Here is a 25,972-nt window from a genome sequence, read left to right as displayed (position 1 = left end):
AGCTACGCTGACCCGCGTCGACATGACCCGAGACCACCGGGCTTAGTCCAGTCGAACTAAACCAGAGCGCCTGCGCCCACGAGGGTGCGTAAATCCGGCCCATGCACAGCGTGTCGAGGCGCGGACACGCACGCTCCGCTGATAGAAAACGGAACCTTAGCCCAGGCGCTGCTTGAGGGCGTCGAACTCGTCGCGCAGGCCGGTGGGCAGCTGGTCGCCGATGAACTCGAACCACTCCTCGATCAGCGGCAACTCCGCACGCCACTCGTCGGCGTCGACAAGAAGCGCCTGCTCCACATCAGCCGGGTCGACGTCCAGTCCCGTGAGCTCCAGATCGGACGCGTGCGGCACCGTGCCGATCGGGGTGGACTCGCCGGAGCCCTTGCCCTCGACCCGGTCGATGATCCACTTGAGCACCCGGCTGTTCTCCCCGAAGCCCGGCCACAGGAAGCGCCCGTCGTCGCCGCGGCGGAACCAGTTGACGAAGAACACCTTCGGCAGCTTGGACTCGTCGGAGTTCTTGCCGATGTCGATCCAGTGCTGCATGTAGTGCCCGGCGTTGTAGCCGATGAACGGCAGCATCGCCATCGGGTCGCGGCGCACCGCCCCGACCTTGCCCTCAGCGGCGGCGGTCTGCTCGGACCCCATTGTGGCGCCGATGAACACACCGTGCTGCCAGTCGCGGGCCTCGCTCACCAACGGAACGGTGGTCTTGCGGCGGGCGCCGAACAGGATCGCCGAGATCGGCACACCGGCCGGGTCGTCCCACTCGGGGGCCAGGATCGGGCACTGCGACATCGGGGTGCAGTAACGCGAGTTCGGGTGCGCGGCAGGGGTACCCGACTCGGGCGTCCAGTCGTTGCCCTTCCAGTCGGTGAGGTGCTCCGGGGTCTCCCCGTCGATGCCCTCCCACCAGATGTCGTTGTCGTCAGTGCGGGCGACGTTGGTGTAGATGGTGTTGCCCGCCTCGATGGTCTTCATCGCGTTCGGGTTGGAGCTGTTGGAGGTGCCCGGCGCCACCCCGAAGAAGCCAGCCTCCGGGTTCACCGCGTAGAGCCGGCCGTCCTTTCCGAAGCGCATCCAGGCGATGTCGTCACCGAGGGTTTCGGCCCGCCACCCCGGGATGGTGGGCTGGATCATCGCCAGGTTGGTCTTGCCGCACGCTGAGGGGAAGGCGGCCGCGATGTAGTAGGCCTTGTTCTCCGGCGAGATCAGCTTGAGGATCAGCATGTGCTCGGCCAGCCAGCCCTCGTCATGGGCCATCGCCGAGGCGATCCGCAGCGCATAGCACTTCTTGCCCAGCAGCGCGTTGCCGCCGTAGCCGGAGCCGTAGCTCCAGATCTCCCGGGTCTCCGGGAAGTGGGTGATGTACTTCTCCTCATTGCACGGCCACGGCACGTCCTGTTGGCCCTCGGCCAGCGGCGCACCCACCGAGTGCAGGCCCTTGACGAAGGCACCGTCGGTGCCGATCTTCTCCAGCGCCGCGGTGCCCATCCGGGTCATGATCTTCATCGACGTCACCACGTAGGGCGAGTCGGTGAGCTCGACGCCGAGCTTGGGGTCCTCCGCACCCAGCGGCCCCATGCAGAACGGCACCACATACATGGTGCGACCCCGCATGCAGCCCCGGTACAGCTCGGTCATGGTGGCCCGCATCTCGTCGGGGTCCATCCAGTTGTTGGTGGGCCCGGCCCCCTCCTTGGTGCGGGTGCAGATGAAGGTGCGGGACTCGACCCGGGCCACATCGGCGGGATCGGACAGCGCCAGGTAGGAGTTCGGCTTCTTCGCGTCATCGAGCTTGAGAGCGGTTCCGGCCTCCACCAGCCCGGTCATCAACCGGTCCCACTCGGCCTCGGAACCGTCCGACCACTCCACCCGGTCGGGCTGGGTGAGCTCGGCGACCTCCTGGACCCAGGCCAGCAACCCGCGGTGTTTCGTCGGGGCCTTGTCCAGACCGGGGATGGTCGCTGAGGTCATGAGCTCTCCTGTTGTAACCTGTGTCACTTCGTGGCCTTGCCGCTGGGTGCGCCGCAGTCCACCTCTTAATGCTTCATTAGATAAGAGGTTACCGTGGATAGCGGCGCGCGGCGAAGCGGGCGTACACCCGGCTAGTCGGCAGCCGTTCGGGCGGTCTCCGGTGAGCCCGATTCCCCCAGTTCATCCGGCGGTCCCAGCGTCGCCTCTCCTGCGTCGAGCCTCGCTGAACCGCCCAGTTCATCCGGCGGTCCCAGCGTCGCCTCTCCTGCGTCGAGCCTCGCTGAACCGCCCAGTTCGGACCGCACTGCGGCCAGTGCCCGCTGCAGCGTCGGCAGCTGCCGATCTCGCACCGCGGCGGCCCGGGCGGTCGCGGCGGCATGCTCGCGCAATTCCCGGTCCAGGGCGGCGATCCGGTCAGCGGCCCGCGCCGCCTCGGTTTCGTTGCGCTCGGCGAGTTCGGCGGTGAGCGCCGACTCGGCGGCCACCACCCGTAGCGCGACCAGCTCCTGCAGCGCCGAACGCAGCGCGGCGGTGGCCTCGCCCACCCAGCGATCAAGCACCGCCCGGTCGCGCAGCAACCCGCGGATGCGGACCACCCACACCGTGACCGCTACCCCGACGACCACACACAGCGCCGCACCGGCGGCGGTTAACCCCGGCGCCAGGTGGGCGAAGAGCCGACTCAGGGTCAACGCCACCCCGAGACCGAAGCCGACGCCGAGCAACGTCATCAGCTGGGTCTCCAAGCGCCGCGACGCCAACGCCGGCGCCCCGATCTCGAACTGCGGCACCGGCGGGGTTGCAGTCGCCGCCGCGGCGTCCCCGGACAGACCCAACTCGTGCGCGACGTCGGCCAGGTGCTCGGCGACCCCCTCGTCGACCTCCGTCACGACCTCCTCCAGGCGGCGGCGCACGTTACCCTCGAACTCCGGCAACCGGCGCCGCGTCATGCCCGCGGCGTCCTCGGCGAGCTCACCGCGCACCGAGGCGCAGCGCTTGCGGGCGAAGTAGGACAGCTGCACCCGAGCCTGGGAGATCCGGCTGCGCAGCGCGATCACCCGCTCCGATTTCGACATCCGCCGCTGCCGCACCACTTCGTCACGTTGCTCCTGCAGCAACGCCACCCGCGCGCGCCGCCCCTCCGCGCGGGCGTCGCGGTCGACCCGGTCGGCGTCGGTGCGTAGCTGAAACTCCCAGGACCGCAGCCGGTTCCGGCGCTGCACGTCATTGTCACCGAGCTGTTTGGACAGTTCGGCGACCAAGTCGTCCACCCGCGGCTCACCCCGCTCGGGTGCCGCGGCGGCCCCTACCCACGCCACGTCGCGGTAGCGCGGCGCGTAGTCGGCAAGGGTCTCGCGGGCCACCTCCTGCATCTCGCGCCACTGGCGGTGCACGTCGATCTTGGACACCACACCGATCACCACGTCGGTGTGGGCGGCCGCGGCGTCGAGCAGCACACAGTCCGAGTCGGTCAGTGCCGCTGCCGCCGACACCACGAACACCACCGCGGTGGGCACCTCCCCCGGCATCAGGTCGGTGGCTTCCACCACCCGCCACTGCGGCAGCCGGTCAGCCAGTGCCGACGCCACCGCGCTGACTCCGGCCAGCCAGGGCCCGGCAACCATGATCGCGTCGCAGCGCCGCACCGCCGGCGGGCGCACCCCCGGAGCGATCTCGGCCACCAGGGCGTCCACCCCGGCCGTCGGGTCGGGTTCGGCCAGGTGGTCAGCGCCGGTCATGAGCGGCCTCGCGTCGCCGCCCAGGCCCGCAGCGATCCCCTGGCGAGGTCGGCGGCGCAGGCGCGCGAAGTGACGCTCAGCGGTGCGCTGCGGTAGGCCTGCCACCGGCACGCCCGCCGCAGCACCGGTTCACCAGGCGCCGGCGGCTCTCGGAGAACGGCCGCCGCCGCGGCCATCCGGGCCGTGGCCGTCGCATCACAGGTCAAGAACTCCTCGATGCGGGGTGCGAAATCCCGACCGACCGCGTGCGCTTCCAGCCGGGCCACCGCCTCCGACATCCGCCGGTGCTGCACCGCGGCGGCCAGCACGCCCAGGTGCGCGACGACGCCGTCGACGCCGCTGAGCCGGCGCAGCAACATCCGCGCCTGTGGCAGCGTGCCGCCGCGGCGCGCCAGCTCGAGCAGCCGCTCGACCCCGGAGACGTCGAGCGTGGCGCACAGCCGCGCGCGGATCTGCCGCGGCAGGGTGTGCGGGCACCTGACGAAGTGTTCGGCGGAGCTGAGGTCCCCGGGGTCCGCTGCGAGCCGGCGCAGCGCCGCCCACAGCCCGGCGTCCAGCCGATGCGGCAGCGCGGCAAGGGCGAACAACGCCGAGAGCGGTTCGGCCGGCGCGCGGGTGGCCGCCGCGGCGTCGGCGACATCGCACTGTCCGGACAGGTCGGCCTTGTTCAACACCACCAGCACCGGCCGGCGCCGCAACGCGTGCACCGCGGCGGTGTCCTCCGGCTTGACCACTTCGGCGACCACATACACGACGGCGTCTGCGTCAGGCCGGCCGGTGATGTGCACACCGGCGGCGGCCAGTGCGGCAGCCACCGTGTGCCGGCCCACCCCGCGGCGACCGCACACCGCCACCTGCAGCGGCGCTGCGACCTCCGCGGCGATCAACGACAGCGCCGGATCGCAGATCTCGCCGGCCAGCCGGGTCAGCTCGTCGGCGAAGAGCTGGTGCCCCTGTGTCACGACCATGCCTCCCGCATCGCCCAATCGGCCCGCCTTATCGAGGCCATGGTGTCAGCTGCGTCCGCGTGATGCGAGTCACCACGGTGCTTCTGCGACGACCTGTCGCCCGCCAGCGGGAGGTACCCGCAGCGCCCGCGCTTGCAGTCCTCGCGGTAGGCAACCGTTGGGTATCAATGTGGACCGCGCCGTGGGGGCACAGCGGTTCATAGGCCACCATGGACTGCATGCATGCTCAGCGCGACGTCGAGACGCCATCAGACGTCGCTGATATCGAAGCACCGACGCCACGGCGTGCCCGAAACTTCAGCGTCCGCTATCGCCACTCCGCGCTGTCGGCCGGCCAGCGGCAGACCTGGGAGCGGCTCTGGCCTCAGCTGGGCGCCGACGTGGTGCCGCCGCAGGGGTCGGGGCGCCCCGATCCGCTGGACCCGCGCCGCTGGTTCGGCCGCGATGCCCCGCTGGTGCTCGAGATCGGCTGCGGAGCCGGCACCTCCACGGTCGCGATGGCCCGCGCCGAACCGGATCTGGACGTGGTCGCCGTCGAGGTCTACGACCGCGGGCTGGCGCAGTTGCTCTGCGCGATCGAGCGGGAACAGGTCGGCAACATCCGGTTGCTGCGCGGCGACGGCCTTGACGTGCTGGAACACCTGATCGCGAGAGAATCGCTGATCGGCGTGCGGGTGTTTTTTCCCGACCCGTGGCCCAAGGCCCGGCACCACAAGCGCCGGCTGCTACAGCCGTCCACCATGGCCCTGATCGCCGATCGGCTGCAGCCGGGCGGGGTGCTGCACGCGGCGACCGACCACGCCGGGTACGCCGAACAGATCGCCGAGGCCGGCGACGGTGAACCGGGCCTGCGCCGGGTGACGGATCCCGGGCCGACGCTGCCCATCTCGGTTGCCCGGCCCACCACCAAGTACGAAGCCAAGGGCCGCAGCGCGGGCAGTGCGATCACCGAGTTGATCTGGGAGAAGCCGCGGTGAGCGACACCGTGGCGGAGATCCCCGGCCCAGCGGCGGAGATCCCGGACGGCCCGAGCACCCAGGGGCCGCCGGCCCGTCGGGTGCTGCTGGTGTGGGACGCCCCGAACCTCGACATGGGCCTGGGAGCGATTCTGGGCCGGCGTCCGACCGGGGTGGAACGGCCCCGGTTCGACGCGCTGGGCCGCTGGCTACTGAACCGGACCGCGGAGATCTCGGCGAAGACCCCGAACGTCGTCGTCGAGCCCGAGGCGACGGTGTTCACCAACATCGCGCCGGGCACCGCCGACGTCGTCCGGCCGTGGGTGGAGGCGTTGCGTAACGTGGGATTCGCGGTCTTCGCCAAACCGAAGATCGACGAGGACAGCGATGTCGACTCCGACATGCTGGAACACATCGCGTTGCGCAAAGAGCAGGGCTTGGCCGCGGTAGTAGTGGCTTCCGCCGACGGTCAGGCGTTCCGGGAACCGCTGGAAGAACTCTGCGGTCTCGGCATCGCCGTCTCGGTGCTCGGATTTCGCGAACATGCCAGCTGGGCGCTAGCCTCGGATACCTTGGAGTTTGTCGACCTGGAAGACATTCCTGGTGTGTTCCGGGAGCGGCTGCCGCGGATCAGCCTGGATTCGCTGCCGGAACAAGGGGCGTGGTTGCAGCCGTTCCGGCCGCTGAGCTCACTGCTGGCCTCGCGCGAGTGACAACTGGAGAGCCTGAAAAGAGGCGCGCGGGTCGAAAGATGTCTCAACAGACTTTAGTGAGGAGCGTATAGGTGTTCGCCTGGTGGGGTCGAACTGTATACCGCTACCGGTTCATCGTAATCGGCGTGATGGTGGCGCTCTGCCTGGGCGGTGGGGTCTACGGCATGAGCCTGGGTGATCACGTCACCCAGAGCGGGTTCTACGACGACGGCAGCCAGTCGGTGAAGGCCTCGATCGTCGGTGACGAGGTGTACGGCCGCGACCGCACCAGCCACGTGGTGGCGGTCTTCACCGCCCCGAAGGGCGAGACCGTCGACGACAAGCGGTGGTTCGACGGGGTCAAGAACGGACTCAACAAGGTCAAAGACGACCACCCCGACCAGATCATGAGCTGGGTCGGCTACTTCACCAACCCGGAAGCGCTGGCCACCATGGCCGACGCCGAGAAGAAGCACGCGTTCGCGTCGATTCAGCTCAAAGGCGACGACGACGACACCATCCTGAAGAACTATCAGGCCGTCGAGCCTGATCTGCAGAAACTCGACGGCGGCAAAGTCGAACTCGGTGGTCTGCAACCGATCGCCAGCGCACTGACCGGCACCATCGCCACCGACCAGCAGCGCATGGAAGTGCTGGCGCTGCCGCTGGTGGCGGTCGTGTTGTTCTTCGTGTTCGGTGGTGTGATCGCCGCCAGCCTGCCGGTCATCGTCGGGGGGCTGAGCATCGCCGGCGCAACCGGCATCCTGCGGTTCGCCGCCATGTTCGGGCCGATCAACTTCTTCGCCCAACCGGTGGTCTCGCTGATCGGCCTCGGTATCGCGATCGACTACGGCCTGTTCGTGGTGAGCCGGTTCCGGGAGGAGATCGCCGAGGGCTACGACACCGAGGCCGCGGTCCGCCGGTCGGTAATGACGGCCGGGCGCACCGTGATGTTCTCGGCAGTGCTGATCATCGTCTCGGGAGCCAGCCTGCTGGTGCTGCCGCAGGGCTTCGTGAAGGCGATCACCTACGCGATCTTCGCCTCGGTGGGTCTGGCCGCACTGCTGTCGATCACCCTGCTGCCGGCCATCCTCGGCGTGCTGGGCACCAACGTGGACGCGCTCGGTGTGCGCACCCTGTACCGGATTCCGTTCCTGCGGGACTGGGAGTTCTCCAACCGCATCATCGGCTGGTTCGCCGAAAAGACCCAGAAGACCAAGACCCGCGAAGAGGTCGAGGCCGGGTTCTGGGGCAAGCTGGTCAACTTCGTGATGAAGCGGCCGCTGGCCTTCGCGATCCCGATTGTGGTCGCGATGATCCTGCTGATCATCCCGCTGGGCAAGCTGACCTTCGGCGGGATGAGCGAGAAATACCTGCCGCCGGACAACACCGCCCGGGTGGCCCAGGAGCACTTCGACGAGATCTTCCCCGGTTTCCGCACCGAGAAGCTGACGCTGGTGATCAAGAGCGACACCGACAAACCGGTCACTCCCCAGCAGGTCGCCGACGTGCGCAACCGGGCGATGGCCATCAGCGGCTTCGTGGTGCCCGACGACGATCCGGCCGAGATGTGGAAGGAACGCCCCTACCTGCCCGGAGCATCGAAGGATCCCTCGGTGCAGGTGATCGAGAACGGCCTGATCAACCGTGACGAGGCGGCGCAGAAGATCAAGGCGCTGCGCGCCATGGGCACGCCCAAGGGTCTCACCGTGCTGGTCGGCGGCACCCCCGCCCTGGAGCAGGACAGTATTCACGCGCTGGTCAGCCAAGGACCGTTGATGCTGGTGATCCTGCTGACCACCACCACCTTGTTGATGTTCCTGGCGTTCGGGTCGCTGGTGCTGCCGTTGAAGGCCGCGGTGATGAGTGCGCTCACCCTGGGATCGACGATGGGCATCTTGACCTGGATGTTCGTCGACGGCCACGGCGCGGGACTGCTGAACTTCACGCCGACGCCACTGATGGTGGTGGTGATCGCGCTGGTGGTGGCCGTGGGCTGGGGCCTGGCCACCGACTACGAGGTGTTCCTGGTCTCCCGAATGGTGGAGGCCCGCGAATCCGGGATGTCGACCACCGAGGCGATCCGGATCGGCACCGCGACCACCGGGCGGCTGATCACCGCGGCCGCGCTGATCCTCGCGGTGGTGGCCGCGTCGTTCGTGTTCTCCGATCTGGTGATGATGAAGTACCTGGCGTTCGGTCTGATGGCGGCACTGCTGCTCGACGCCACCGTGGTCCGAATGTTCCTGGTGCCGTCGGTGATGAAGCTGCTCGGCGACGACTGCTGGTGGGCGCCGCGCTGGATGAAGCGCCTGCAGAACCGGATCGGGCTGGGCGAGATCCGGCTGCCCGACGAACGGCGCAAGGTGACCCGCCGCTTCCCGGCCCCGGCCGCCGCGCCGACGCCGGTGGGTCCCGCCGCGCCGCGGCCCGCGCACGACCCCACGCACCCCGCCGCCAGCGGGTCGGTCCAGGCCCGCTCGCGGGCCGCCGAACAGGTGCCGACGCGGCCGGTGACCGGCAACCCGTCGGGTGCCCGCACCAACCGGATCAACACCGGTCCCCCGGAGGCGCCGACCACCCGGTTTTCCGCGGCCGAGCCGGTGACCGAGCGGGTGGAATCACCGGGCGAAGCACCCGAACGCGAGATCGAGTCATGGCTCGGCGAACTGCGCGGCGGGCGCGACGCGCCGGCGCGCCGGCGGGGCCGGCCGGACGCCCCGGACGCCGCAGCGCCGCAGCCCTCCGACGAGCGGACCCGTGCGCTGCCGGTGCCCCCCGAGAACGAGGCCGGCAACATCGAGAACGCGCCCACCACCGCCATCCCGGTTCCGGGTGCCCAAGGCAACGACATGGACCCGGGCAACCCGCCGACCGAGAAGCTCACCGCTCCCGGCGATAAGGGTGACAAGGCCGGCGACAATCCCAAGCGCCGCGGTGCCGGTGGTCTCAGTGCGGCGGAGCTGCTGCGTCGGGAGGGGCGGTACTGACCTCGTCGGGCTCGGCTTCGAGCAAGCCGTCGTCAGACAAACCGGTGTCGGCGGAGCCGACCAGCACCCGTACCGCCCGGTCGATGAAGGCGATCGTCGGGACCGCCAGCAGCGCACCCACGATGCCCGCCAGGATTCCTCCGGTAGAGATTCCCAGCACCACTGCCAGCGGGTGGATCGACACCGCGCGGCCCATCACCAACGGCTGCAGCACATGGGCTTCGAGCTGGTTGACCGCGATGATCAAGCCCAGCGTCACTAGCGCATAGATCCAGCCCTTGGCGATCAGCGCGACCAGCACCGCCAGCAGCCCGGTAAGCACCGCACCGACCAGCGGGACGAAGGCTCCCAGGAACACCAGGGAGGCCAACGGCAACGCCAACGGCACCCCCATGACCGCCAGCCCGATGCCGATTCCGACGGCGTCGACCAGCGCCACCAGGAAGGTGGCCCGCACATAACCGATCAGCGACTCGAAGCCGGCGATACCAGCCGCGTGCACCCTGTCGCGCACCTCGCTGGGGAAGAACTTGACGACGAACTGCCAGATGTTGCGCCCGCCGTAGAGGAAGAAGATCAGCGTGAACAGCACGACGAAGGCGCCGGTGAAGATCTTGGTGATGGTCTCGGCCGTCGACAACGCCCCGCTGGTCAGCTTGGCCTGATTGTTGCGCAACCCGTTGATCACGGTGTCGCCGGCGCTGTCGATCTGCTCGCTGCTCAGATGCAAGGGACCGTCGGTCAGCCACCGCTGGGTCGAGTTGACCACCTGGGTGACCTGCTCCACCAGCCCGGGCACCCCGTCGATGAACTGGTCGACCACGAAGCTCAACAGTCCGGCGAGCACCGCCACCCCGCCGAGCAGCAGCAGGAACACCGCCAACCCGCGAGGCACGCCGCGCCGGTCGAGCCAATCCACGCCCGGCAGCAGCAACGCCGACATCATCAGCGCCAGCGCCACCGGAACGACGATCACTTCCAGTCGCCGGGCGATCAGCAGCACCGTCAGCGCCGCGGCGAACAACACCAGCAGGCGCCAGGCCCAGGCCGCCGCCTTGCGCACCGTCGGATGTACGGATTCGTCTGTGCTGGCTGACATTCCGGTAGCGTAACGATGCCGCACCGGGAGCACATCGAGTAGTGAGAATATCGACAGTGCACGGCTAACCTCTAGTTTCGTGTCCCACGACGTAATCGGCGTCCGACCCCGGGCCCCGCAACGTCCCGGCGGCGCCCGCAACTGGGTGCGCCCGGCGGTCCTCGGTCTGGTCGCGGCGGTGCTCACCGTCGAGGTCGTGCTGGTATGGGATCAGCTCGCCACCGCATGGCGCAGCCTGTGCAGCGCCGATGGACGCTGGCTGTTCGGCGCGATCCTGGCGGCAGCGGCGTCGATGCACAGCTTCGCGCAGATCCAGCGCACCCTGCTGCACTCGGCCGGGGTGCCCGTCAGCCAGTGGCGATCCGAGGCTGCGTTCTACGCCGCCAATTCGCTTTCGACCACGCTGCCCGGCGGCCCGGTGCTGTCGACGACCTTCCTGTACCGGCAGCAACGGCGCTGGGGAGCTTCGCCGGTGGTGGCGTCGTGGCAGCTGGTGATGTCGGGCGTGCTGCAGGCGGTTGGGCTGGCACTGTTGGGGCTCGGCGGTGCTCTGCTGCTCGGAGCACGCCACAATCCGTTCTCGGTGCTGTTCACCCTGGGCGGCGTCGTCGCGCTGCTGATGCTGGCCCAGACGGTCGCGGCACGGCCGGAGCTGATCGACGGCATCGGTGTCCGCGCGCTGTGCTGGGTCAATGCGGTGCGCGACAAACCCGTCGACACCGGCCTGGCGACGTGGCGCCGGCTGCTGGGACAGCTGGAGTCGGTCAGCCTGGGCCGCCGCGAACTGTCGACGGCCTTCGGCTGGTCGGTGTTCAACTGGGTCGCCGACGTGGCGTGCCTGGCCTGCGCGGCCTATGCCGCCGGCGGGCGAGCGTCAGTGGCGGGTCTGACCGTCGCCTACGCCGCCGCGCGCGCCGCGGGAACGCTGCCACTGATGCCGGGCGGGCTGCTGGTCGTCGAGGCGGTGTTGGTGCCCGGCCTGGTGTCCAGCGGGATGACCTTGCCAGACGCCATCTCCGCGGTGCTGATCTACCGGATGATCAGCTGGCTGCTCGTCAGCGCCGTCGGCTGGGTGGTGTTCTTCTTCGTGTTCCGCACCGATGACGCGGCCGACACCGCGGCTATCGAACCGCCACCGGCTGGGTCACGCCCCCGGCCGGCGGCCCACTCACCGGCAGGCCGCCGGGCAGCCCTCCCGGCAGGCCGCCGGGTAGCGCTCCCGGCAGACCGTCGGGCAGCGCACCCTGGGCCTGCTGCAGCAACCCGAGCACCTGCGGCAGGTTGACCGCCAGCTTGCACTGGTCACTCACCTCTTTCACCGGCGCGGTGATCTTGGCCAGGTCATCCCCGACCTTGGGGTTGGCGTCGAAGTAGCTCTTGAGGCTCGCGAGGGTCTGCGGGCCGGGTTGCTGCTGCAGCGCCCCGGTCAGCACCTGGTTGGTGTCCGGGTGCGAATCGAGGTAGTCGCCGGTCGAGGTGACGGCCTTACCCACCGTCCGGGCGAGCTCGCTGGCCACGCAGGGATCCTTCGACGCGGTCGCCGAGGGCGTGGCCGGGACCGCCAGCACGGTGGCGGTGACAGCGCCGCCAAGCGCGGTGGCCGCGATTACGCCCGACAGGCTGCGCCGCAGGGCGGCACGGGTGGTGGTCACGGATGCTCCTAACACTGGCCAGATATCCGGTTGGTTCCGCCACGTTGCGGAGGCGCTCGGGTGGTATCGGAGGATGCTCCCGGCAGCAACGGCACAATCCGAGAGGTCCGTGCGCCATCCTGTCAGCATCCACCGACCGCCGCCACTTGAGCACACGTCGGCCTGATCACAATGCGGTTCCCGGACGGCATCAGACCAGCTCAGAGGGGACGAGAAACCGCCAGCGCAGCAGGCGTGCTGCGGTAGGCTCGCAGCACGCAACGCACCAGTGCGGGCGAGAGCGGGGAGAACCGAGATCCAGCAGTTCATGATGCGCTTCAGCAGCAACCTGCGCAGATACCGCTGGGTGGTCTTCACAGGTTGGCTACTGGCTGTGGTCCCCGCGCTGTACCTGGCCGCCACCCAATCCGGTCACCTCACCGGCGGCGGCTTCGAGGTGGCGGGATCGCAGTCGCTGCACGTGCAGTATCAGCTCGAGGACCACTTCCCCGATCAGGGCGCGTCGCCGCTGGCCCTGGTGGCGGCTCCCCGCGCCGACGCCACCTATCCGGACATGACGAAGGCCGTCGCGTTGCTGCAGCACGTCGCCGGGGAGACACCCAGCGTGACGGTGATTCCCGATCAGACCCAGCCGCCGCCACGGCCCGACCGGCCCTACGTGGTGTCGCTGCGGGTGGACTTCAACAACACCGGCGCCGTCGACGTCGCCAAGAAGCTGCGGGCCAAGCTGGGGGTGGACGGCAACCAACCCGGCCGGATCGAGAACGGCTCGGTAAGCCTGTATGTGATCGGGCAGGGCGCGCTCGGCGCGGCGGCGTCGGCCAAGACCAAGCAGGACATCGCGGCGGCCGAACAGTGGAACATGCCGATCGTGCTGATCGTGTTGCTGGCGGTGTTCGGCTCGCTGGCGGCCGCCGCCATCCCGCTGGCACTCGGGATCGGCACGGTGATCGTCACCATGGGGCTGGTCTATCTGCTGTCGATGTTCACCGCGATGTCGGTGTTCGTCACCTCGACCGTGTCGATGTTCGGGATCGCGCTGGCGATCGACTACTCGCTTTTCATCCTGATGCGCTACCGCGAGGAGCTGCGGGCCGGTCGCCAGCCGCAGGAGGCCGTCGACGCGGCGATGGCGACGTCCGGGCTGGCGGTGGTGCTGTCCGGCCTGACCGTGGTGGCCTCGCTGACCGGTATCTACCTGATCAACACCCCGGTGCTGGTGTCGATGGCCACCGGGGCGATCCTGGCCGTCTCGGTGGCGGTGCTGGCCGCGGTCAGCCTCACCCCGGTGGTGCTGGCCGTGTTCGGCCGCCCGGTCGCCAAACGCTCAGCGCTGCTGCACTGGTCGCGCAGCCCGCAGACCGCGCAGTCTCGGTTCTGGACCCGCTGGACGGCCTCGGTGATGCGCCGCCCCTGGGCGTCGGCGCTGCTGGCCGCGGGGTTTTTGCTGACGCTCGCGGCGCCGGCGCTCTCCCTGGAGCAGGGCAACAGCATGCTGCACCAGTTCGACTCCTCCCATGAGATCCGCGGCGGGGTGGCCGCCGCGGCGCAAGCTCTCGGTCCCGGCGCGCTGGGGCCGATCCGGGTGCTGGTCACCATTCCCGGTGCCAATGCATCTGCGCCCGCGCACGCCGAAACCTTCGCCGCGGTCCGCCGGGCGATGACGCAGGCCCCCAACATCGCCTCGGTGTCCCCGCCGGTCTTCGGCAACGACGACAACAGCGGCCTGCTGTCGGCGGTGCTGTCGGTCGATCCCGAGGACATGACCGCACGCGAGACCATCGACTGGATGCGCGAACACCTGCCCGCGGCGGCCGGTTCGCCAGCGGTGCGAGTCGACGTCGGCGGGCCGACCGCATTGATCAAGGACTTCGACGACCGGGTCGCGGCGGCCGAGCCGCTGGTGCTGGTGTTCGTAGCACTGATCGCGTTCTTGATGCTGCTGATCTCGATCCAGTCGGTGTTCCTGGCGTTCAAGGGCGTCGTGATGACGGTGCTGTCGGTGGGCGCCGCCTACGGAAGCCTGGTGGTGGTGTTCCAGTGGGGGTGGCTGGAGCGCCTCGGGTTCGCCCCCACCGGTTCGATCGACAGCTTCATCCCGCCGATCGTGCTGGCGATGACGTTCGGCCTGTCGATGGACTACGAGATCTTCCTGCTGACCCGGATCCGGGAGCGTTTTCTGCAGTCCGGCAACACCCATGACGCCGTCGCCCACGGCGTCAGCTCCAGCGCGCGCACCATCACCAGCGCCGCGCTGATCATGATCGCGGTGTTCATCGGGTTCGCGTTCGCCGGGATGCCGCTGGTCGCCGAACTCGGGGTGGCCTGCGCGGTGGCGATCGCGGTGGACGCCACCGTGGTGCGGCTGGTGCTGGTGCCGGCGCTGATGGCGATGTTCGACGAGTGGAACTGGTGGCTGCCGCGCTGGCTGGCCCGGACCCTGCCGTCGGTGGACTTCGAGAAGCCACTGCCCACGGTGGATCTGGGCGACGTGGTGGTGATCCCGGACGACATCTCCGCGCTGATCACCCCCAGCGCCGATCTGCGGGTGGTGGTGAAGTCCGCGGCGAAGCTCAAAGACCTGGTGCCCGACGCCGTCTGCGTCGGCGACCCGCTGGCATTGCGTGGCTGCGGCGTGGCCGAGATCGCCACCAGCAAGATCGAAGCCCTGCCGGTCGGGGCGCCAGCAGCGTCCGGCGGCGGCAAGGCCATGAGCCATGCGCTGGCCCGGCTGGCTGGCGGCTGGCCGTCCCGCGGCGGCACCGGCCGGGCGCTGCCGAAGGCGGTGCGGCCGGTGCACCCGGTCACCGTGTGGCGGCGCCGGCTCGCGGTGGCGCTCGACGCGCTGGAAACCGAGGCGTGGGTGGCCAATGAGATCGGATTCGAGGGTCCGGCGTTGACCCGGCGCCGCCCGATGGAGACCGCGGCCGTCCAACTGCCCACCGGCGATCGGCTGCAGATCCCCACCGGCGCTGAGACGCTGCGCCTCAAGGGGTATCTGCTGATGTCGCGCAACAGCCGCCGGGACTACGTCGAGCTGGCCGAGCTCGTCGACGTACTGGACCCGGAAACCGTTGCTCAGGCACTTCGCGGCATCGACTGGTACTACTCTGGTCAACCAGCCGAACGACAATGGATGGCCACGCAGCTGGTCTGTCGGCTCGCCGACCCGGAACCCGCCGAACGCGACGAGGACGACTCCGGCGAGGGTGCGGCCGGGGCGGGCATGGACTGGGACCGCGTCCGGGGCCGCTGCCTGGCGGTTGCGGTGGCGATGCTGGAGAAGGCGAGGTGACGTTGGCCGCGGACCGACGCCGTGGATCGCAGCCGCTCCGGGCCGGTTCAAGACCCGACTCCCGGCCCGGCAACACCGACCGGCCGGTGGAGTTCTGGCCGACGTCCGCCATCCGCTCGGCGCTGCAAACCGGCGACATCGCCACCTGGCAGCAGATCGTGGTGGCCCTCAAACGCGACCCGTACGGGCGCACCGCCCGCCAGGTCGAAGAGGTGCTGGAGGGCACCGAACCCTACGGCATCTCCAAGGCGCTGTCGGAGGTGCTGACGCGGGCCCGCGCCCACTTGGAGGCCAACGAACGCGCGGAGGTCGCCCGCCACGTACGGGTGTTGATCGAGCGGTCCGGCCTAAGCCGGGAGGAGTTCTGTTCCCGAGTCGGGGTGCCCGCCGCCACGCTGCGCGAATACCTCGCCGGCACCGTGAGTCCGCCGGCCTCGCTGATGATCCGGATGCGCCGGCTGTCGGACCGGTTCGTCAAGATGCAGACCCGCGGCACACCCGACGCCAACTGACGCCGGGGGTCAGCGGGCGTGGATCGGTGACATCTCCAGGACCATCCACTGGCCCCCGCGCTTGGTCAGCGTCACCCGCACCGGGACCACCGCCTGCTTGACCTGTTGGTTGGCCACCGACTGCACGCTGCGCAGCACGACGGCGACCCGAGCCGCCGACGGCCCGAGCGCCTCAACACCGGCGCTGAGCGTCTGCGCATCCACGGCGATGTTGCGGTTGGCCATCTCTGTGGCCGTCCGGCCGATGCTCTCCCGGAATGCGTTGACCCGGTCGGGGACCATGAAGGTCGCCGCCTTCTCGATCGACGCATCCGGGTTGGCCGGCGAGACCGTCGCTGCGGCCTCGGCCATGGCGACGGCGGTCTTGACCACCTCACCGGAGTCTGCCTCCAGTTCCTGGTCGGGCTCCGTCCAGCGCAGGTATCCGAGCACCGCCGCGGCGACCAGCGCCGTGGCGGCCAGTGCGACCACGCCCAACCGCAGGCCCGGCCGGTCGTCGTCGGTGCCGACCGTGACGGCATCGCGGCGCAGCAGCAGGAAGTTCACCACCATGCCCTCGACGATGAGCAGCACCAGCACCGAACAGGCCGACACCCACCACAGCGGCCAGTCGAGCATCAGCCCGACCAGCAGCAGACCACCGACCGCGGCCAACGGCGCAGCGATGTCGAACGCCAGTACCCGCCACAGTGACCTGGACTTCAGGTTCCCCAGCTTGCTCATCGGATCGACCTCAATCGGGAAATCATCAGGTGCCCGTCGACGTCGCTGACGTCGAGGTGCAGCGCCCAGTGCACGGTCTGCGGCCGGCCGCCGACGTTCTCGGCGATCGAGGTGGCGATCACCATCACCGGGTCGGTGCGGCCCGGACTCGGCGCCTGCTCGGTGGTGGCGGCCGGGTCATCGAGGTTGTGGCGTTCGGTCTCGATGGCGACCGCCTCGATCCGGCCGCTGCTGCGCGACTGGATCTTCTGCACCACGTCGCGGTAGGGCGCCAAGGCCGCGTCGAACTCGCTGTTGAGTTCGCCGACGGTCTTGTCACGCAGGCGCGCCATCCCCTTTTCGACGTTCTCGGCGTTGAGGTTGATCAGCACGCTGGTCCAGCTGGCGGCGGTCTGCAGCACCCGGCTGCGGTAGGAGCGCTCGTCGACGTCACCGCGGTGCATGTTCCAGGTGATCAGACTGAACACCAACGCGGCGACCGCGACCAGGCCGAGGAACGCCGACACCAGTCCGTAGCTGGAGAACATCGCGCCCTTGGCCGCCTTGGCCGGCTTGGCCGGCGGAGCCTGGTGGGCGTGAGAGCCCTTCTTGGCGACAGGTTTCTCGTCGTCTTCGCCCTCGGTGGTCGCCGCCTCGGCTGTGGTCGCGCCGGGCTCGACGACTTCGTCGTCCGCGTCCCTGGAGATGTCGGTCTGCTCCTCGTCAGGCATGGCGGTGACGCTACAGGACGGCTATACGGTTCGCCGTGAAAGGATGGGTAACGATGACCTCAGCAGCGACGCGTTCCGGCCTTGACCTCAGCTATCGCAACACCGCCATCCGCCCGCAGGACGACCTGTTCGGTCATGTCAACGGTGGCTGGCTCGACGGCTACGTGATGCCGCCGGACCGCGCCACCGACGGCGCGTTCCGCGCCCTGTTCGACCGGGCCGAGATCCAGGTCCGCGACCTGCTCACCGAAGCCGCGGCGTCGGGCGCGCCGGCCGGCACCGACGAACGACGCATCGGCGATCTGTACGCCAGCTTCCTCGACGAGCAGACCGTGCAGGCCCGCGGCGTGCAGCCGTTGCTGGCCGAGCTGGCCGCCATCGACGCCGCCGCGGACCGCGATGGGCTGGCCCGGGTGCTGGGGGCATGTCAGCGCACCGGGGTCGGCGGTGGCGTCGGACTGTATGTGGACACCGATTCGAAGAACTCCACCCGCTACCTGCTGCACCTGACCCAGTCGGGTCTGGGACTGCCTGACGAGTCCTACTACCGCGACGAACAGCACGCCGAGATCCTGGCCGCCTATCCCGAGCACATCGCCAAGATGTTCGCGCTGGTCTACGGCCAAGACCCGAGCGGCTACGCCGAGGTCGCGGCCCGCATCGTCGCGCTGGAGACTCAGCTGGCGCGCGCGCACTGGGACGTGGTGAAGCGCCGCGACGCCGAGCTCAGCTACAACCTGCGCACGTTCGCCGGGTTGCCACAGGAGGCCCCCGGTTTCGACTGGGCGGGCTGGGTCGGCGCGCTCGGGGTCGTCGGGCAGGCCGCCGCCGAACTGGTGGTGCGCCAACCCGACTATCTCACGGCGTTCGCCGCGCTGTGGGAATCCGCGGAGCTCTCCGATTGGCAGGCCTGGGCGCGCTGGCGGCTCATCCACAGCCGCGCCGGGATCCTGACCGATGAGCTGATCGCCGAGGACTTCGATTTCTACGGGCGCCGGCTCTCAGGCACCGAGCAGATCCGCGACCGGTGGAAGCGCGGGGTGTCACTGGTGGAGTCGATGATGGGCGACGCCGTCGGAAAGCTTTACGTGGCAAAGCATTTCCCACCGGATGCCAAGGCCCGTATCGATGCGCTGGTGGCCAACCTGCGGGAGGCCTACCGGGTGAGCATCACCGGACTGGATTGGATGACGCCGGCCACCCGCGAGCGGGCACTGGCCAAGCTGGACAAGTTCACCGCCAAGGTCGGCTACCCGCCGCGCTGGCGCGACTATTCGGCGCTGGTCACCGACCCCGGCGACCTGTACGGCAACGTCCTGCGGGGCTATGCGGTCAACTACGACCGTGAACTGGCGAAGCTGGGCTCGCCGGTGGATCGTGACGAGTGGTTCATGACCCCGCAGACCGTCAACGCCTACTACAACCCGAGGATGAACGAGATCGTCTTCCCGGCCGCGATCCTGCAGCCGCCGTTCTTCGATCCCGACGCCGACGACGCCGCCAACTACGGCGGGATCGGTGCGGTGATCGGCCACGAGATCGGCCACGGCTTCGACGACCAGGGCGCAAAGTACGACGGCGACGGGAACCTGGTCGACTGGTGGACCGACGCCGACCGCAGCGAATTCGGTACACGCACCGCGGCGTTGATCGCCCAGTACGACGGTTTCGTGCCGCGAGGGCTGGCCGAGCGGCATCGGGTCAACGGGGCGTTCACCGTCGGGGAGAACATCGGCGACCTCGGTGGCCTGTCGATCGCCCTGCTCGCCTACCAGCTGTCGCTGGACGGCGCCGAGGCGCCGGTGATCGACGGCCTGACCGGCGTGCAGCGCGTCTTCTACGGCTGGGCGCAGGTGTGGCGCACCAAATCCCGTGATGCCGAGGCGATCCGGCGCTTGGCGACCGACCCCCATTCGCCGCCGGAGTTCCGCTGCAACGGGGTGATCCGCAACATCGACGCGTTCTACGACGCGTTCGGCGTCACCGAAGATGACGCGCTGTACCTGGAACCGGGCCAGCGCGTGCGCATCTGGAACTGAGCCCGTTTCACTGCGCGGGCAAGGGCGGCCCTACATCTGCCAGTCTTGGGCGCCGTCGTTCTTGGTGTAGGTGCCCACGGAGTTCTTCACCACGACCGGGTCGCCGCTGCCGAAGTTGTCGTAGAACCACTTGGCGTTGGCCGGGCTCAGGTTGATGCAGCCGTGGCTGACGTTGCGCTTGCCCTGGTCGTTGACCGACCACGGTGCGCTGTGCACGAAGCCGCCGCTGTTGTCGATGCGCACGGCGTCCTGCACGGTCACCTTGTAGCCGTAGGTGGAGTTGATCGGCACCCCGTAGGTGGAGGAGTCCATCACCACCGTGGGGAACTTCTCCAGCACGTAGTAGGTGCCGTTGGGGGTCTCGTGCCCGCCGGTCGACATGCCCATGGACATCGGGAAGGTCTTCTCCAGCTTGCCGTTCCGGGTGATCGTCATCTGGTGCGTCTTGTCGTCGGCGGTGGCTACCAGGGAGTCGCCGGTGCGGAAGCTCGACTTGGTGCCGGCCGCGTCGATGGTGACGGTGGTGTGGGCCGGCCAGAAGTTGAACGGACGCCACCGCACCTGGCTGGGGGTCATCCAATAGAACTTGCCGGGCACCGGCGGATTCGAGGAGATGTGGATGGCCTGCTCGGCCATCGCCTTGTCGGCGATCGGCCGCTGGAAGTTGATGATGATCGGCTTGGCGACGCCCACCATGGACCCGTCGAGCGGATTGAACGACGGCGGCAGGAACGGCGGGGTGCCGGTGAAGGGCTCCGGGTTCTGCCCGGCCACCGGCCCGGCCGCGACCGGTACCGCGCCCGGCTGTGCCACACCGGGCTCGCCCGGCACCGGCTCGCCCGGCACTGCCTCGCCTGGGACGGGGTCACCGGCAGCGGGCGGTGCCGGCGGAGGCGGAAACGCCATCGGGTCCGCCGGGGGCGGGGGAGGCGGCGCGAACGGGTCCGGCGGGGGCGGTAACTCCGGCGGGGGCGGCGGCGCGAACGGATCGACCGGGCCGGCGTTGGCCGGCGCCGGGTCGCCGGGCTGCTGCGGCGGGTCGGCCAGTGCCGCTCCGCAGCCCAGCGTGAGCACCGCGGCCATTCCCGCGGTGGACAGCCAGGCCCCGATGCCCGCGAGCTTCCATCCCGACATGCGTTTACCTCCGGTGGACAATCTTGGCTTCAAGTGTTCCACAAGGCCAGCTCCAGCTAACTCGTGCAGCGAGCCGAAAACGCGCCGAAACAGCGCTCGAGACCGTGATGACCTGTGGCTTGGATCGTCGGGGTAGTGGCGAAGGTAACCGACCCCGGCGCCTCAGGGAACGACGAACAGGCGTTTGCTGGACGCTATCCCTACCGCCGTGATGCCGGCCAGCAGCGCCGACGCGCTCAACATCGCCGACGTTCCGGCCCGTTCGAACAACAGGCCCCCCGCCAGCGATCCCCCGGTGATGCCGATCTGGAATGCCGTCACGTACAGCCCCGACGCCCCGTCGGGGTCGTCGGGTGCCGTGCGCATCGCCGCAGACTGCAGCATCGGCGACACCGCCATCGCCATGGCGCCCCACAGCACGATCGCCGCCGCCCCGGCCACCGTCGTACCGGTCGAGTGGTGCCCGCCGATCGACAGTGCGGCCAGCACCACGAAGGCCGCCGACAGCGCGGCCATGCAGGCACCGGTGATCGCCTTGGGCCGGTGATCCAGCGGCCTGGCCAGCGGCGGCATCGCGATCAGGCCGGCCAGGCCGAACGCGGCCAGCAGCCAGGCCAGCCGGGCCCCCGGCACACCGACCACCTCGCCGATGATCACCGCGATGAACGTGTAGGAGATGAAGTGGCCGGTGACGGCGATCAGCATCAGCGCGCTCACCGCCAGCAGCCGCCCGTTGCGGTGGTGGTGTCGCCCCACCAGAGCCAGCTGGTCGGTGCTGAGCACCAGGGCGGGCAGCGCCAGGCGGGCCGCCACGGTGATGGCCGCCGCCGCCACGGTGATCACCACCACGGCCAGCCGCCAGCCCCACAGCAGGCTCATCGCGGAGGTCAGCGGGATACCGACCACCAGCGCCAGGCTGGTGCCCACGTAGATCGCGGTGGTCGCCCGGCCGGAATGACTCGGCGGCACCAACCGGGTGGCGATCGGCGCCAGCACCGACCACATCAGGCCGTGGGTGACCGCGCACAGCGCCCGGCCGGCGGCCAGCACGGTGAAGGTCGGCGCCAATGCCGAGATCACCTGCGAAGTGGTCAGGCAGACCAGGGTGAGCAGCAACACCCGGCGGCGCGGCCAGTAGGCGGTCCAGCGCACCAGCGGAATCGTGGTGGCCGCCGCCACCACCGCATACCAGGCCAGCAGGGTTCCGACCAGCGCTTCGCTGACGCCCAGCCCCTCCGAGATCGCGGGCAGCGCACCGACCGGCAGGATCTCAGCGGTGGCGTAGATGAACGCGGCAGCCGCCAGGATGGCCAACTGCGCCGTGATCCGGGGCGTCCACGGACCGGTTCGGGTATTTCCAGTGTCGACAGTCATGGTATGGGGGCAGCGTCGAGTGGTATTGGCGCATGGCGCTCCCGGTAACTGCTGGATCACATGGTAACGGCGCGGGGGTCAGGAACGAACCAGCCGCGCGATCGCGGCCGACGCTTCGGTGAGTTTCGCGTCGGCCTCCTCCCCGCCGGAGGCGACGGCCCCGCTGACACAGTGCACCAGGTGCTCGTCGAGCAGGTTGAGCGCCACTGACCGCAGCGCGCTGTTGACCGCGCTGATCTGGGTGAGGACGTCGATGCAGTACTTGTCCTCGTCGATCATCTTGGCGATGCCCCGCACCTGCCCCTCGATGCGGCGCAGCCGCTTGGCGTAGTTGTCTTTGCCCGCTGAATACCCGGGTGCATCGGTGGTCATAGCGTTCCCAACTGTTGGTTCATCTGATCGATCTCGGTCTGCTGTCGCGCCGCCAGGGACTGCGCGATGCTGATGGCCTCCGGGCTCTGGCCGTGTTGGATCTCGTTGTGCGCCATCGCGATCGCGCCGCGGTGGTGGGAGATCATCGACTGCAGCCAGAGCTTGTCGAACGCCGGGCCGCGCAGGCCCCGCAAGGTGTCCATGGTGGCCTGATCCACCATGCCGGGAAGGTCGCGCTTGTCGCCGCGCCCGCCGGACGGAACGCCGGGCGCCTCCCACTGCAGCAGTTGCGCCTGGCAGCCCTGCAGTTCGGTGCGCTGCTGCGCGGCGACCTGCCCGGCGAGCTCCACCAGCGCCGGATCGGTGCTCTGCCCCGGCACCATGGCGGTGAGCTCCAGGCCCTGCTGGTGGTGGACGACGATATTCTCCAGGAACGCGACGTCGCCGGGGCTGCCGATGTTGGCCGCCGCCGATCTACTCGACGTGGCCGGCTCCGGCTGCGATTCCGGCGCACGGTGACAGCCGCCGGCAGCGATGCTGACGGCGAGCGCAACGACGGCGGCGAGAGCGGACCTCATGCGCCCACTCTAGCCCATACCCCCGCGGGGTATTTTATTCGTTTGGTCCGGCCACCCCCTACCGGCATACTTAGCGGGTGAATCCTGGGAGCACCGACACCTCGTCCGTCGACATCAAACCGCGCAGTCGCGACGTCACCGACGGCCTGGAACGGGCCGCCGCCCGCGGGATGCTGCGGGCGGTCGGCATGGGCGACGACGACTTCGCCAAGCCGCAGATCGGCGTGGCGTCGTCCTGGAACGAGATCACCCCCTGCAACCTGTCGCTGGACCGGTTGGCCAAAGCCGCCAAGGAAGGCGTCTTCGAAGCCGGCGGCTACCCCCTGGAGTTCGGCACCATCTCGGTCTCCGACGGCATCTCGATGGGGCACGAGGGCATGCACTTCTCGCTGGTGAGCCGCGAGGTGATCGCCGACAGCGTCGAGACGGTGATGTGCGCCGAACGGCTCGACGGCTCGGTGCTGCTGGCCGGCTGCGACAAGTCCCTGCCCGGGATGCTGATGGCCGCGGCCCGCTTGGATCTGGCCGCGGTGTTCCTCTACGCGGGCTCGACCATGCCCGGCTACGCGAAGCTCTCCGACGGCACCGAGCGCGAGGTGACGATCATCGACGCCTTCGAGGCGGTCGGCGCGTGTTCACGCGGGCTGATGTCCCGCGAGGACGTCGACACGATCGAGCGGTCCATCTGCCCCGGCGAGGGCGCCTGCGGCGGCATGTACACCGCGAACACCATGGCCAGCGCGGCCGAAGCACTGGGTATGTCGCTGCCGGGCAGCGCCTCCCCGCCGTCGGCCGATCGGCGCCGCGACGGCTACGCGCGGCGCAGCGGGGCGGCCGTGGTGGAGTTGCTGCGCCGCGGGATCACCGCCCGCGACATCTTGACCAAGGAGGCGTTCGAGAACGCGATCGCGGTGGTGATGGCCTTCGGCGGGTCCACCAACGCGGTGCTGCACCTGCTGGCGATCGCCCACGAAGCCGAGGTCGAGCTGACCCTGGCCGACTTCTCCCGGGTGGGCGCGAAGGTGCCGCACCTGGCCGATGTGAAACCGTTCGGACAGCACGTGATGTTCGACATCGACAAGATCGGCGGGGTGCCGGTCATGCTCAAGACCCTGCTGGACGCCGGCCTGCTGCACGGCGACTGCCTGACGGTCACCGGAAAGACGATGGCGGAGAACATCGCCGAGCTCAACCCCCCGATCGTCGACGGTAAGGTGCTGCACGCCCTGACCAATCCCATCCACCCGACCGGTGGCATCACCATCCTGCGCGGCTCGCTGGCCCCGGAGGGCGCCGTCGTCAAGTCGGCCGGCTTCGACACCGACGTGTTCGAGGGCACCGCACGGGTTTTCGACGGTGAGCGGGCGGCGCTGGATGCGCTCGAAGACGGCACCATCAGCGCCGGCGATGCGGTGGTGATCCGCTACGAGGGCCCCAAGGGCGGACCCGGGATGCGCGAGATGCTGGCCATCACCGGCGCGATCAAGGGCGCCGGGCTGGGCAAAGACGTGCTGCTGCTGACCGACGGCCGGTTCTCCGGCGGCACCACCGGGCTGTGCGTCGGCCACATCGCGCCCGAGGCGGTAGACGGCGGACCGGTGGCATTCCTGCGCGACGGCGACAAGATCCGCCTCGACGTGGCCAACGCGACGTTGGACGTGGTGGCCGACCCGGATGAATTCGCCGCCCGCGCTGCGGGTTTCACGCCTCCCCCGCCGCGCTACACCACCGGCGTGCTGGCCAAGTACCGCAAGCTGGTGGGCTCGGCGGCGATCGGAGCGGTCTGCGGGTAATCGCACCGCTGCCCGGCGACATCGGGACCGACCCGCACAGCGCCGCACCGGGCTGACCGGCCGGCATCACCACCGGCCGGTCGGCCACCTGGCCTGGTCACGCCGCAGGCGTGGCCGTGTCGTGACGGGCGCGCCTGCCGAAGTAGGCGGCGATCAGGCCCAGGGCGGTCAGCAGCGCGCCGGCGACCACGTTCGACCAGGCCATGCCGGGCGTCGGTGACATGTCCCGCAGGATCCACGGGGAGATGACGAACCACACGCCGAAGACCGGCAGCGTCCACGCCATGCCGTGGGTGCGGTCCAGCGCCGAGGCCAGCCCGAACGTCAGGAAGGCGACGACCGCCCCGACGACGAAGTTGCTGAACGTCAGCCGGGATGTGCCCTCGAATCCGACGATCCACGGTGACAGCGCCGCATAGACCGCCGTCAACAGGGTCAGACCGAAGGTGAATTGCGCAGCCATCGACTCGGCCGCTCTGTCATATGTTGCCCGCAGAGCTAACAGATCCGGGTGGTGATCGATTGATGAATGGACTGTACTCATTTCGTTACCTTTCTGCTATGCAGCAAGCATTTTCATGCCGACCGCACCCACTCATCTGATGAAAGGCTACGCTCGCCCGCGATCCGCCAGCAACGCCGAATCGCCTGGTCGGGCAGCGTCGATCTCGACTACTGCACCACGGCCATGGCGAACCCGTCCCAGCCCTTGGCCCCGACCGTCTGGATCGCGGCGGCCTGCAGACCTGGGTGCTCGCCCATCAGCTCCAGCACATCCCGGCTGCCGCGTGCCGTCGCATCGCCCGGCGCCGGTTCGGCGACGGCACCTTCGCGAATCACGTTGTCCACCACGATGACCGACCCGGGATGGGTCAGCTGCACCGCCCAGTTCAGGTAGCCGACATTGTTCTCCTTGTCGGCGTCGATGAACACCAGATCGAACGGCTCGCCGGTCAACGTCGGCAGGGTTTCCAGGGCCGGGCCGACGATGATCTGCACCCGCTCCCCCACACCGGCACGGTCCAGGTTGGCCCGGGCCACCTCGGCGTGCTTCGGTGCGTACTCCAGTGTCACCACCGCGCCGGCCGGTCCGGCGGCTCGGGCCAGCCAGATCGTGCTGTAGCCGCCCAGCGTTCCGATCTCCAGGATGCGGGTGGCGCGTGTTGCGGTGGCCAGCAGGCTCAAGAACTTGCCCTGCTGGGCCGAGACGGCGATCGGCGGCAGCCCGGCCGCGGCACTGGCGGCCAGCGCCGCCTGCAAGTCCGGGTCATCGCCGGCAAAGATGCGATCCAGCAGGGTGTCGACGTCGCGGGGCGTGGGAGTTTCAGTCACGCCCACCGAGGCTAGCCCGCAACCATGATTGCCGCCG

20 protein-coding genes and 1 pseudogene are annotated in these 25,972 nt (G+C 69.4%); 8 read left to right on the top strand and 13 right to left on the bottom strand.

The window, feature by feature from the left end:
* Positions 1 to 156: 156 nt before the first annotated feature.
* The 3 genes from AC5Y4Q_RS09095 to AC5Y4Q_RS09085 form a co-directional block, all read right to left on the bottom strand.
* The gene (locus AC5Y4Q_RS09095; protein WP_125225542.1) at positions 157 to 1,977 is read right to left on the bottom strand and encodes a phosphoenolpyruvate carboxykinase (GTP); all 1,821 of its coding nucleotides are present in this window, start codon (positions 1,975 to 1,977) and stop codon (positions 157 to 159) included.
* A 131-nt stretch (positions 1,978 to 2,108) separates the two neighbouring features.
* Positions 2,109 to 3,716 carry a coiled-coil domain-containing protein gene (locus AC5Y4Q_RS09090; RefSeq protein WP_065018841.1) on the bottom strand — a complete coding sequence of 536 codons (1,608 nt, stop codon included), beginning with the start codon at positions 3,714 to 3,716 and terminating at the stop codon, positions 2,109 to 2,111.
* The gene (locus AC5Y4Q_RS09085) at positions 3,713 to 4,684 is read right to left on the bottom strand and encodes a hypothetical protein (RefSeq protein ID WP_125225543.1); all 972 of its coding nucleotides are present in this window, start codon (positions 4,682 to 4,684) and stop codon (positions 3,713 to 3,715) included. The genes AC5Y4Q_RS09090 and AC5Y4Q_RS09085 overlap by 4 nt, the downstream gene beginning before the upstream one ends.
* Positions 4,685 to 4,902: 218 nt before the next feature.
* Between AC5Y4Q_RS09085 and trmB the strand changes: the two genes are divergently transcribed.
* The 3 genes from trmB (at position 4,903) to mmpL3 (ending at position 9,322) form a co-directional block, all read left to right on the top strand.
* Positions 4,903 to 5,661: a tRNA (guanosine(46)-N7)-methyltransferase TrmB gene (gene trmB / locus AC5Y4Q_RS09080; protein WP_064921104.1), complete on the top strand. Its 759-nt coding sequence runs from the start codon at positions 4,903 to 4,905 to the stop codon at positions 5,659 to 5,661.
* A gap of 8 nt (positions 5,662 to 5,669) precedes the next feature.
* Positions 5,670 to 6,353, top strand: coding sequence for an NYN domain-containing protein (locus AC5Y4Q_RS09075; protein WP_064921103.1), 684 nt, complete (start codon positions 5,670 to 5,672; stop codon positions 6,351 to 6,353).
* A gap of 71 nt (positions 6,354 to 6,424) precedes the next feature.
* Positions 6,425 to 9,322, top strand: coding sequence for a trehalose monomycolate exporter MmpL3 (gene mmpL3 / locus AC5Y4Q_RS09070; protein ID WP_125225544.1), 2,898 nt, complete (start codon positions 6,425 to 6,427; stop codon positions 9,320 to 9,322).
* Here mmpL3 and AC5Y4Q_RS09065 read toward each other — a convergent pair.
* Complete coding sequence (locus AC5Y4Q_RS09065; RefSeq protein WP_125225545.1) at positions 9,282 to 10,421, bottom strand: AI-2E family transporter; 1,140 nt, start codon at positions 10,419 to 10,421, stop codon at positions 9,282 to 9,284. The genes mmpL3 and AC5Y4Q_RS09065 overlap by 41 nt on opposite strands.
* A 94-nt stretch (positions 10,422 to 10,515) precedes the next feature.
* Here AC5Y4Q_RS09065 and AC5Y4Q_RS09060 point away from each other — a divergent pair, with 94 nt between their 5' ends.
* Entirely contained in the window at positions 10,516 to 11,706 is a 1,191-nt protein-coding gene (locus AC5Y4Q_RS09060) for a lysylphosphatidylglycerol synthase transmembrane domain-containing protein (RefSeq protein ID WP_235663957.1), read from the top strand.
* A gap of 16 nt (positions 11,707 to 11,722) precedes the next feature.
* Here the strand turns inward: AC5Y4Q_RS09060 and AC5Y4Q_RS09055 are convergent.
* A pseudogene (locus AC5Y4Q_RS09055) lies at positions 11,723 to 12,202 on the bottom strand (hemophore); the annotation flags it as partial.
* Positions 12,203 to 12,380: 178 nt separating this feature from the next.
* Between AC5Y4Q_RS09055 and AC5Y4Q_RS09050 the strand changes: the two are divergent.
* Positions 12,381 to 15,368: an MMPL family transporter gene (locus AC5Y4Q_RS09050; RefSeq protein ID WP_125225547.1), complete on the top strand. Its 2,988-nt coding sequence runs from the start codon at positions 12,381 to 12,383 to the stop codon at positions 15,366 to 15,368.
* Entirely contained in the window at positions 15,365 to 15,880 is a 516-nt protein-coding gene (locus tag AC5Y4Q_RS09045; protein WP_064921048.1) for a helix-turn-helix domain-containing protein, read from the top strand. Before AC5Y4Q_RS09050 ends, AC5Y4Q_RS09045 begins: the two co-directional genes overlap by 4 nt.
* Before the next feature lie 9 nt (positions 15,881 to 15,889).
* On the opposite strand, the gene AC5Y4Q_RS09040 is transcribed toward AC5Y4Q_RS09045, so the two are convergent.
* Both AC5Y4Q_RS09040 and AC5Y4Q_RS09035 read right to left on the bottom strand, forming a co-directional pair.
* Entirely contained in the window at positions 15,890 to 16,603 is a 714-nt protein-coding gene (locus AC5Y4Q_RS09040) for a hypothetical protein (protein ID WP_125225548.1), read from the bottom strand.
* Positions 16,600 to 17,313 (bottom strand): hypothetical protein, encoded by a 714-nt coding sequence (locus tag AC5Y4Q_RS09035; protein WP_082952549.1) that lies wholly within the window; start codon positions 17,311 to 17,313, stop codon positions 16,600 to 16,602. The genes AC5Y4Q_RS09040 and AC5Y4Q_RS09035 overlap by 4 nt, the downstream gene beginning before the upstream one ends.
* A gap of 53 nt (positions 17,314 to 17,366) precedes the next feature.
* On the opposite strand from AC5Y4Q_RS09035, the gene AC5Y4Q_RS09030 reads away from it, so the two are divergent.
* The gene (locus tag AC5Y4Q_RS09030) at positions 17,367 to 19,352 is read left to right on the top strand and encodes a M13 family metallopeptidase (RefSeq protein ID WP_499958686.1); all 1,986 of its coding nucleotides are present in this window, start codon (positions 17,367 to 17,369) and stop codon (positions 19,350 to 19,352) included.
* Between the two features lie 30 nt (positions 19,353 to 19,382).
* On the opposite strand, the gene AC5Y4Q_RS09025 is transcribed toward AC5Y4Q_RS09030, so the two are convergent.
* The 4 genes from AC5Y4Q_RS09025 to AC5Y4Q_RS09010 all read right to left on the bottom strand — a co-directional run bounded on the left by AC5Y4Q_RS09025 (position 19,383) and on the right by AC5Y4Q_RS09010 (position 22,810).
* A complete protein-coding gene (locus tag AC5Y4Q_RS09025; protein ID WP_499958684.1) occupies positions 19,383 to 20,486 on the bottom strand; it encodes a L,D-transpeptidase in 1,104 nt (367 codons plus the stop codon).
* Between the two features lie 162 nt (positions 20,487 to 20,648).
* Positions 20,649 to 21,860 (bottom strand): MFS transporter, encoded by a 1,212-nt coding sequence (locus tag AC5Y4Q_RS09020; protein WP_064921052.1) that lies wholly within the window; start codon positions 21,858 to 21,860, stop codon positions 20,649 to 20,651.
* A gap of 78 nt (positions 21,861 to 21,938) precedes the next feature.
* Positions 21,939 to 22,232 carry a copper-sensing transcriptional repressor RicR gene (gene ricR, locus AC5Y4Q_RS09015; protein ID WP_064921053.1) on the bottom strand — a complete coding sequence of 98 codons (294 nt, stop codon included), beginning with the start codon at positions 22,230 to 22,232 and terminating at the stop codon, positions 21,939 to 21,941.
* Positions 22,229 to 22,810, bottom strand: a complete 582-nt coding sequence (locus AC5Y4Q_RS09010) for a DUF305 domain-containing protein (RefSeq protein WP_064921054.1) — start codon at positions 22,808 to 22,810, stop codon at positions 22,229 to 22,231. The genes ricR and AC5Y4Q_RS09010 overlap by 4 nt, the downstream gene beginning before the upstream one ends.
* Positions 22,811 to 22,887: 77 nt before the next feature.
* Between AC5Y4Q_RS09010 and ilvD the strand changes: the two genes are divergently transcribed.
* Positions 22,888 to 24,603 (top strand): dihydroxy-acid dehydratase, encoded by a 1,716-nt coding sequence (gene ilvD, locus AC5Y4Q_RS09005; RefSeq protein ID WP_064921055.1) that lies wholly within the window; start codon positions 22,888 to 22,890, stop codon positions 24,601 to 24,603.
* Positions 24,604 to 24,700: 97 nt separating this feature from the next.
* On the opposite strand, the gene AC5Y4Q_RS09000 is transcribed toward ilvD, so the two are convergent.
* Together AC5Y4Q_RS09000 and AC5Y4Q_RS08995 are read right to left on the bottom strand one after the other, a co-directional pair.
* Complete coding sequence (locus AC5Y4Q_RS09000; protein WP_064921056.1) at positions 24,701 to 25,147, bottom strand: SPW repeat protein; 447 nt, start codon at positions 25,145 to 25,147, stop codon at positions 24,701 to 24,703.
* Between the two features lie 128 nt (positions 25,148 to 25,275).
* On the bottom strand, positions 25,276 to 25,935 hold the full coding sequence (locus tag AC5Y4Q_RS08995; protein ID WP_064921057.1) for an O-methyltransferase: 660 nt from the start codon (positions 25,933 to 25,935) through the stop codon (positions 25,276 to 25,278).
* Positions 25,936 to 25,972 lie beyond the last annotated feature (37 nt).

It is taken from the genome of Mycobacterium sp. NGS16 (assembly GCF_059813225.1).
The sequence above is the reverse complement of the archived record's forward strand: the minus strand, read 5'-3'. Positions and strand labels throughout refer to the sequence as shown.

What these genes read in the sequence shown, in the direction of transcription:
- AC5Y4Q_RS09000 (WP_064921056.1), bottom strand. Translation starts at nt 25,147, where the DNA reads ATGAGTACAGTCCATTCATCAATCGATCACCACCCGGATCTGTTAGCT.
- AC5Y4Q_RS09010 (WP_064921054.1), bottom strand. Translation starts at nt 22,810, where the DNA reads ATGAGGTCCGCTCTCGCCGCCGTCGTTGCGCTCGCCGTCAGCATCGCT.
- ricR (WP_064921053.1), bottom strand. Translation starts at nt 22,232, where the DNA reads ATGACCACCGATGCACCCGGGTATTCAGCGGGCAAAGACAACTACGCC.
- AC5Y4Q_RS09020 (WP_064921052.1), bottom strand. Translation starts at nt 21,860, where the DNA reads ATGACTGTCGACACTGGAAATACCCGAACCGGTCCGTGGACGCCCCGG.
- trmB (WP_064921104.1), top strand. Translation starts at nt 4,903, where the DNA reads ATGCATGCTCAGCGCGACGTCGAGACGCCATCAGACGTCGCTGATATC.
- AC5Y4Q_RS09035 (WP_082952549.1), bottom strand. Translation starts at nt 17,313, where the DNA reads ATGCCTGACGAGGAGCAGACCGACATCTCCAGGGACGCGGACGACGAA.
- AC5Y4Q_RS09085 (WP_125225543.1), bottom strand. Translation starts at nt 4,684, where the DNA reads ATGGTCGTGACACAGGGGCACCAGCTCTTCGCCGACGAGCTGACCCGG.
- AC5Y4Q_RS09090 (WP_065018841.1), bottom strand. Translation starts at nt 3,716, where the DNA reads ATGACCGGCGCTGACCACCTGGCCGAACCCGACCCGACGGCCGGGGTG.
- AC5Y4Q_RS09030 (WP_499958686.1), top strand. Translation starts at nt 17,367, where the DNA reads ATGACCTCAGCAGCGACGCGTTCCGGCCTTGACCTCAGCTATCGCAAC.
- AC5Y4Q_RS09095 (WP_125225542.1), bottom strand. Translation starts at nt 1,977, where the DNA reads ATGACCTCAGCGACCATCCCCGGTCTGGACAAGGCCCCGACGAAACAC.
- AC5Y4Q_RS09025 (WP_499958684.1), bottom strand. Translation starts at nt 20,486, where the DNA reads ATGTCGGGATGGAAGCTCGCGGGCATCGGGGCCTGGCTGTCCACCGCG.
- AC5Y4Q_RS09050 (WP_125225547.1), top strand. Translation starts at nt 12,381, where the DNA reads ATGATGCGCTTCAGCAGCAACCTGCGCAGATACCGCTGGGTGGTCTTC.
- AC5Y4Q_RS09065 (WP_125225545.1), bottom strand. Translation starts at nt 10,421, where the DNA reads ATGTCAGCCAGCACAGACGAATCCGTACATCCGACGGTGCGCAAGGCG.
- AC5Y4Q_RS09040 (WP_125225548.1), bottom strand. Translation starts at nt 16,603, where the DNA reads ATGAGCAAGCTGGGGAACCTGAAGTCCAGGTCACTGTGGCGGGTACTG.